General features: G+C 65.7%; 3 protein-coding genes and 1 pseudogene. All 4 read right to left on the bottom strand.

Features of this window, described 5'->3' with window-relative positions; all coding sequences use genetic code 11:
* A partial coding sequence (locus IE266_RS26630) for an ABC transporter substrate-binding protein (protein WP_189683166.1) occupies positions 1–898 on the bottom strand: 898 nt, incomplete at its 3' end.
* Between the two features lie 25 nt (positions 899–923).
* Positions 924–1,970, bottom strand: a complete 1,047-nt coding sequence (locus IE266_RS26625; RefSeq protein ID WP_189683165.1) for a branched-chain amino acid ABC transporter permease — start codon at positions 1,968–1,970, stop codon at positions 924–926.
* Positions 1,970–2,842, bottom strand: a complete 873-nt coding sequence (locus tag IE266_RS26620) for a branched-chain amino acid ABC transporter permease (RefSeq protein WP_189683164.1) — start codon at positions 2,840–2,842, stop codon at positions 1,970–1,972. Before IE266_RS26620 ends, IE266_RS26625 begins: the two co-directional genes overlap by 1 nt.
* Positions 2,839–3,334, bottom strand: a pseudogene (locus IE266_RS26615) (long-chain fatty acid--CoA ligase); the annotation flags it as partial. The pseudogene IE266_RS26615 and the gene IE266_RS26620, both read right to left, overlap by 4 nt.

Below are 3,334 nucleotides of genomic sequence, written 5' to 3'. Positions count from 1 at the left end.
CGGAAAGATACTTTTTCGCCAGTTCGACAAAGGCCTTGCCGGCGTCCGATTGCAGCGGTGCGACGTAGTCGACCGAGTAGATGCCGTTCGAGGCCGGGCCGATGGCCTTGAGCACCTCGGGCACGCGGCCGGGCCAGAAGGTGGCGATCACCGGGGCGATGCCCAGCTTCTCGGCTTCTTTCACCATGGCGATGTTCTCGGAGATGATGCCGCCGGCGATCAGCACCTCGACGCCGGCATCCTTGACCCGCAGCATTTCCGAGGCGAAGTCCTTCTGCCCGCGGGCATAGGTCGTCTCGTAGGCGACGTTGATCTCGGCCTCGGCCTTGGCCTGCTCGATGCCCTGGCCGAGCGCCTTGCCGTAGTCGTCATCCTGCAGGATGATGCCCCATTTCTTGCCGGGATAGGTCTTGGCGAGATAGAGCGCGAGCTGGTGCATGCCCTCGGTATAGGACTGGCCGACCACGAAGATATTGTCGTTCGGCGGCTCGTAGAGCGGGGGCAGGGGGCCGATCGGCACCATGGCGGGAATGCCCGCCGCCTTGACGATGGGCAGCGAGGCCAGCGCCTGGCCCGAGCCGGAGAGCGAGGTCAGCGCGAAGACCTTGTCCGAGCCGATCAGCTTCTTGAGCGACTGGATGGTGCGCGAGGTCACGTAGCCGTCGTCCTCGGCGATCAGCCGCAGCTGCCGCCCGCCGATGCCGCCCTCGGCATTGACCTCGGCCATGGCGAGCTTGACGCCGATGTTGTGGGCGATGCCCAGCAGGCCCGGCGGGCCGGTCAGCGGCTCGACCTCGCCCAGCAGGATTTCGGTATCGGTGACGCCCTGCTCTGCCGTGGCCGTTCCGGCCGGGACGGCAAGCAGCGCGGCGGCCGCAAGTCCCTTCAAGAGTCTCATGTCTTTCCTCCCATGATTGATGCTGTCAGTACCGAAGAGGCCAGAGCGTCCAGGCGCGTCTGGCGTCCTGCCAGAGACCCATCAGCCCGTGCGGCTTGAGCCTCAGGAAGAGAATGATGACGAGGCCGTAGAGCAGGCCCTTGATCTCGTGCGCGCTGGTGGACAGGACGTCCTGTGCCCGTTCGCCCAGCAGCGAGAACACGAAGGAGGTGACCTCGGGCAGGCCGACCAGGAAGATCGAGCCGAGGATGGCCCCGGCGATGGACCCCATGCCGCCGACGATCAGGATCGCCAGTGCCTCGATGGCGAGGAGGAAGGGGAAGCCGTCGACGGTGACGAAGCTGAGGAAGATGCCGTAGAGCGCGCCCGACAGGCCGACGATGAACGAGCTGGCCATGAAGGCGTAGAGCTTGTAGGCGCGCAGGTCGATGCCCATGACCCGGGCGGCGTTGTCATTGTCGCGGATGGCGATGAAGGCGCGGCCGATGCGCGAGCGGCGCAGGTTCAGGCAGGCGAGGATCGTCAGGATGCCGGCGCCGACGCAGAGATAGTAGAAGCTGGTGTCGCTGTCGAAAGCATAGCCGAGGATCTTCGGCCGGTTGACGAAGATCCCGGAGGAACCGTTGGTCAGCCCGTCGAATTCGAGCACCATGTGGTTGACGATGAAGGCCGAGGCCAGCGTGGTGATGGCGAGGTAGAGCCCGGTGAGGCGCAGCGAGGGCACGCCGACCAGCACACTTGCCAGCGCCGGCACGACGCCGGCCAGCGCGAAACCGGCGAGCGGCGGCCAGCCCCAGCTTTCGGTGGCGATGGCATAGGCATAGGCGCCCAGCACCATGAAGGCGGTCTGCCCGAGCGAGATCAGCCCGGTCCAGCCGGTGAGGATGTTCAGCCCCATCGCGCCGATGGCGGTGATCGCCATGAGGGTGACGATGGACAGGCCGTAATAGCCGAGCACGAAGGGCGCGGCGAGGGCGAGGGCCAGGCCGATGGCGATCCAGGCGCGTTGCAGGCCGGAATCGGTCAGGTTGATGTGCTGGACGATGGTTTCCTTGTAATAACCGCTGCGCATCAGAGCCTCTCGATCCGTTTTTCGCCGAACAGCCCGTAGGGGCGGAGCATCAGGATCAGGATGATGATCACGAAGCCCGCGACTTCCTTGAGGCTGGAGCTGAGGTAGCCGCCGACCAGGTTCTCGGTGACGCCGATGATGAGCCCGCCGAAGGCCGAGCCGATGATCGAGTCGAGCCCGCCCAGGATCGTCGCCGGGAAGGCCTTGAGGCCGAGGGCGTAGAGGCTGGGCGAGAGTTCATAGGCGATGGCGAAGAGCACCCCGGCGGTGCCCGACATGACCGCGGCGGCGCCCCAGGCGGCCATCTGCACGCGGCCGGTGTTGACCCCCATCAACTGGGCGGTCGCATCGTCCGAGGCGACGGCGCGCATGGCGATTCCGAAGCGGGACCAGCGGAAGTAGGCCCACATCCCGACCACGGCGGCGACGAGCAGGAGCAGCACCGCGACCTGCGCGACGCGCACCCGGATGCCGCCGAAATCGACCAGCGCGTTGCCGGCGGCGATGTCCATGTTGTGCGGCAGCCCATCCCACAGCAGGATCACGCCCGAGCGGAAGATCACCGAGAGGCCGATCGTCACCATGATCTGCGCCAGGATCGACTCGCCCATCATCGGGCGGATCGCGATCCGTTCGACCGCCAGGGCGAAGAGGATGGCGAAGCCGATGGCGCCGACGGCGACGATGAAGGGATTGCCGTCGACCGAGGTGGAGATCGACCAGGCGACATAGGCGATGATCATCGCCATCTCGCCCTGGGCGAAGTTCAGCAGGCCGGTCGACTTGTAGATGATCGCGAAGCTCATCGCGATCAGCCCGTAGACGGCGCCGACGGCCAGGCCCGAGGACAGCAGTTCGAGGAAATAGGTCATGCGCCGGCCCCGTAGATCATCTCCAGCTCGCGCTCGAATTTGGTGTCGATGATCGAGCGGCGGACCTTCTGGGTCGCCGTCAGCTCGCCATCGTCGTGGTCGAGTTCCTTTTCCAGGATCACGAACTTGCGGATGTTCTCGACGCGGGCGAAACGCGGGTTCACCTCGTCGACGATGCCCTGCACCAGCTCGCGCACCTCGGGCAGCTGGGTCAGCGACTTGTAGGTGGTATAGGCAAGGTCGCGGTCCGAGGCCCAGAGGCCGACGTTGTCGAAGTCGATCTGGATCAGCGCGCCGAGGAACTTGCGGCCGTCGCCGGTGACGATGACTTCCTTGATGTAGGGGCTGTCCTTGAGCGCGTTCTCGATCTCGGAGGGGGCGATGTTCTTGCCGCCCGAGGTGATGATGATCGCCTTCTTGCGGTCGACCACCGCGATTTCGCCGTCATCCAGCGTCGAGACGATGTCGCCGCTCATCAACAGGTCGCCGCGC

Origin of the sequence: Seohaeicola zhoushanensis, from assembly GCF_014656415.1 — a bacterium.
In the GTDB taxonomy this organism is placed as follows: domain Bacteria; phylum Pseudomonadota; class Alphaproteobacteria; order Rhodobacterales; family Rhodobacteraceae; genus Seohaeicola_A; species Seohaeicola_A zhoushanensis.
This window is presented reverse-complemented; position numbering and strand designations above follow the sequence as displayed.